This is a genomic window from Anaerophilus nitritigenes, from assembly GCF_004138215.1.
In the GTDB taxonomy this organism is placed as follows: Bacteria; Bacillota; Clostridia; order Peptostreptococcales; family Thermotaleaceae; genus Anaerophilus; species Anaerophilus nitritogenes.
Map to the genome: position 1 here is coordinate 1 of NZ_RYYS01000109.1, position 3,940 is coordinate 3,940.

6 protein-coding genes and 1 pseudogene are annotated in these 3,940 nt (G+C 29.1%); 6 read left to right on the top strand and 1 reads right to left on the bottom strand.

All coding sequences use genetic code 11. The features are described from left to right. The 3 genes and pseudogenes from EK368_RS15110 to EK368_RS14580 all read left to right on the top strand — a co-directional run. Positions 1 to 199: pseudogene (locus tag EK368_RS15110) on the top strand (transposase); the annotation flags it as partial. A 217-nt stretch (positions 200 to 416) separates the two neighbouring features. After that, positions 417 to 515, top strand: coding sequence for a putative holin-like toxin (locus EK368_RS15215; protein WP_279222286.1), 99 nt, complete (start codon positions 417 to 419; stop codon positions 513 to 515). Positions 516 to 888: 373 nt separating this feature from the next. Then, positions 889 to 1,140, top strand: coding sequence for a hypothetical protein (locus EK368_RS14580; protein ID WP_129600931.1), 252 nt, complete (start codon positions 889 to 891; stop codon positions 1,138 to 1,140). Between the two features lie 127 nt (positions 1,141 to 1,267). On the opposite strand, the gene EK368_RS14585 is transcribed toward EK368_RS14580, so the two are convergent. Then, positions 1,268 to 1,498, bottom strand: coding sequence for a hypothetical protein (locus tag EK368_RS14585; RefSeq protein WP_202976499.1), 231 nt, complete (start codon positions 1,496 to 1,498; stop codon positions 1,268 to 1,270). A 200-nt stretch (positions 1,499 to 1,698) separates the two neighbouring features. Between EK368_RS14585 and EK368_RS14590 the strand changes: the two genes are divergently transcribed. The 3 genes from EK368_RS14590 (at position 1,699) to EK368_RS14600 (ending at position 3,812) form a co-directional block, all read left to right on the top strand. Beyond that, entirely contained in the window at positions 1,699 to 2,325 is a 627-nt protein-coding gene (locus EK368_RS14590) for an IS607 family transposase (protein ID WP_129600933.1), read from the top strand. Beyond that, the gene (locus tag EK368_RS14595) at positions 2,303 to 3,415 is read left to right on the top strand and encodes an RNA-guided endonuclease InsQ/TnpB family protein (RefSeq protein ID WP_129600935.1); all 1,113 of its coding nucleotides are present in this window, start codon (positions 2,303 to 2,305) and stop codon (positions 3,413 to 3,415) included. The genes EK368_RS14590 and EK368_RS14595 overlap by 23 nt, the downstream gene beginning before the upstream one ends. A gap of 160 nt (positions 3,416 to 3,575) precedes the next feature. Beyond that, positions 3,576 to 3,812, top strand: a complete 237-nt coding sequence (locus EK368_RS14600; protein WP_129600937.1) for a DUF2442 domain-containing protein — start codon at positions 3,576 to 3,578, stop codon at positions 3,810 to 3,812. Positions 3,813 to 3,940 lie beyond the last annotated feature (128 nt).

Here is a 3,940-nt window from a genome sequence, read left to right on the forward strand (position 1 = left end):
TCAGGATGTTAGGCTAAATGACGCCGAAGCCAGTGATTTTATCAGGAGCATTTCCGGCGCCCAGAGCCCTACAGAAATTCAAGGGTTTGACAAGGGTAAACGTAATGAAGTTATTAAAGCATGCAAGGAGAAAGGTTTGTCTTTTAGACAAATTGAGCGGCTGACAGGTGTTAGTTTCGGGGTGATAAGGGCGATATAACACGACGGTTATTTTGGAAAGGGAATCAAAGGGACAGGTACCATGATTTAAACTAAAACTATATTAAATAACAAAATAAGAGAGTTAGTCGCAGAAATGTGGCTAGCTCTTAAAAATATATAGGCAATTATTAATTATTCTGTTAAAATAATATAAGGTAATCGGAAAAGCAGGGTGTGGTTGCCACCTTACTTCAGAAGAAGGGAGGTGGTGCGATATGAGTACATATGAGGCAATATCTATTATGATAATGTTTTCAATATTTACTGTGTCGCTTATCTCCTATTTAGATAGGAATAATAACCAAAAGAAATAATCACCCTGCACCGCCATGCAGAGTGATTAAGTAATTCAATCAGCTAAGTGGCAATCGCATTTTATTTTGCGAATCCGATTACCTTTTTTATTATTATATCATAATTATATAGAAAATAAACTGCATCTTATAATATTATTATTAAAAATTAAAAAAATAGAGAATCATGGGGACAGGTACTATGATTCAGAAAGGTTAAAGTATTAAAGTCGTCAGTTGATTAAGTTATAAGAATTAAAACAGATACACCTCTTAGGTAGAGAGAAATGCTTGAGGGGTGTTTTTTATAGTATGTTGATATACATTATAAGATTGAATTAAAAGTAACTGGATGTTAAAATGAAAGTAATTTAAAATGTAGGTGGTGAACATAATGGAAAATGATTTGCTCTTAAAATCAATTGAAGGTTTATTAGATAAAAAATTACAGCCTATGAATGATAGATTAAATGTAATAGATCAAAAATTAGAAAATCTTGAAAAAATTCAAAATCAAATAGAAACTACACAAAAATCAATTTTAAATTTTATTACTGAAGCAGATACTGAATTTATGAAATTAGAAGAGAAAACAAAAGATATAGATAAAATAAAAAAAGTAATTAATATTAATAATGTAAAATAAATAATAAGAATCACCGGGACAGGTACATGGATTCATAAGTGAATAGATAGGATTATTTTAGTAGAATAAGGGTATAGAGACTATTGTAATTTATTGAGAGCAATAAGCAGGTTGTTTAAAAAATATCTTACTTATTTAATCTTTTTAAATTGAATATTTCTTTTTCAGTTTCAATTTCTTTGTGTAATACAAACTGGAGAGTATCTTTGATATCAGATAAATTTTGTTTTGTTTCAGTCCTAAATTCATTTAAATCAGCAGTATGGTCAATGACGGAATCTAATTTTTTGTCAATTCTATTTTGTCCTAGCTCTAAGGAGTTTAACTTTTCTAGTATTTGTTCAAATAATTTTTCCATAATATCATCCTTCCATAAATGTTTCTGTAAAATATATTATATAATTTTTGAAGATATTATTCTACTTTAAAATCAAAAGAACAGGTATTTTTATGGATAAAAAGAGGTTTAGTAGCTGTTAATAAAACCTTGCATAAGTTTATATAACCTTGTTGGATTTGTCTAAAGATTATGTTATGATAAATTCAGAGGTGATATAAATGAAATATTATTCTATAGGGCAATTTTCAAAATTAATAGGAAAAAATCCTCAAACATTGAGAGAATGGGATAAAAAAGATATATTAAAGCCACATCATGTTGCACCAACAGGATATAGGTATTATTCTCAAGAACAACTTAATCATTTTTTAGGAATTAAAGGTATTGAAATTAAAATTAAAAAAGTAATAGGATATTGTAGAGTTAGTTCCCACAAACAAAAAGATGACCTTGAAAGGCAAATAGAAAATGTTAAAACATATATGATTGCTAAAGGTTATCAATTTGAAATTATCCAAGATATAGGAAGTGGAATAAACTACAACAAAAAAGGATTAAATCAACTAATAGATATGATAACTAATTCAGAAGTTGAAAAAATAGTAATTTTATATAAAGATAGGCTATTAAGATTTGGGTTTGAGATTATAGAAAACCTATGTAATAAGTATGGGACTACCATTGAAATTATAGACAATACTGAAAATACAGAGGAACAGGAACTAGTTGAGGATTTAATCCAAATTGTTACGGTTTTTAGTTGTAGACTTCAAGGCAAGAGAGCCAATAAAGCTAAAAAAATGATTAAGGAGTTGTTAGAAAGTGATATTGGGGAAGAAAGTTAGATTATACCCAACTAAAGAGCAGGAACAAAAATTATGGCAATCAGTTGGTACTGCAAGATTTATTTATAATTGGACACTTGCAAGACAAGAAGAAAATTATAAAAATGGTGGTAAATTTATAAATGATGGTGATTTGAGAAAAGAGTTAACTATTCTAAAGAAAGCAGAACTTAAATGGCTTAATGAAGTATCTAACAATGTGGCAAAACAGGCTGTAAAAGATGCTTGTAATGCTTATAAAAATTTCTTTAAAGGGTTAACTGATAAGCCAAAATTTAAGAGTAGAAGAAAAAGCAAACCTTCATTCTATAATGATACATCAAAACTTAAAGTTAAAGAGAATTTAGTATTAATTGAAAAAGTAGGCTGGATTAAAATATCAGAACAAATACCAATGGATGTTAAATACACCAATCCAAGAGTAAGTTTTGACGGAAAGTATTGGTATGTATCTGTGAGTATTGAAAATGAAAATCATATAATAGAATTAACTGATGAAAGTATAGGCATAGATGTAGGTGTTAAAGACCTTGCTATATGCTCAAACGGAATGACTTTTGAAAATATTAATAAAACAAGATTAGTTAAGAAATTAGAGAAAAGATTACGTAGGTTGCAACGTAAAATATCTAAAAAATATGAGTTGAATAAAGAAGGGAGGAAGTTCGTCAAAACTTGCAACATTATAAAACTTGAAAAGCATATTAGACTACTTCATAGAAGACTATCTAATATTAGGAACAATCACTTACACCAAGCAACTACAAAGATAGTGAAAACCAAGCCATCAAGAGTAGTTATGGAAACACTTAATATCAAAGGTATGATGAAGAATAAACATTTGTCTAAAGCTATAGCTAAGCAAGGACTATATGAGTTTAAAAGACAACTTCAATACAAATGTGAGTTCTATGGAATTGAATTTGTTGAAGCAGATATTTGGTATCCATCATCAAAAATATGTAGTGAGTGCGGACATAAAAAGACTAAATTATCGCTATCTGAAAGGACTTATATCTGTGAAGAATGTGGAGCAGTAATTGATAGAGATCTTAATGCTTCAATTAATTTAAGCAGATATTCAGCATAACTACTTAAACAGTTATGTTTGAGGTGTAGGATTCGTTGTATCCGAAGTTAAGCCCTTGGAGTGCTATACAAACCAAAGTAGCTACGGCAAAATGGAGTACGTTGAACAGGGAATTAAACAAACTTATAGAGTTTTATAAGGTTTTGGCAACGGTGTATTTATGTACTTATCAGTTATTAATGTAGAGCCTCTAAGTGATTATCAATTATTATTAACTTTTGAAAATGGTGAAAAAAAAATATTTGATATGAAACCATATCTAGATAAAGGAATTTTTAAAGAATTAAAAGATGAGAAAATATTTAGATCTGTTAAAATTAGTTTTGATACTATAGAATGGAGTAATCAAGCTGATATTGATCCAGAAGTTCTTTATGAAAAAGGGAAAAAAGCTTAAAGAATCACAGGGACAGAAAAACTGAGCACCTCACAGGTAGATATACTTGTGGGGTATTTTTATAGAAGGCTCTATGTCAATAGTTGGGGTGGGATTGTTCATAATCCCGCTCCATTACTTTATTAGAG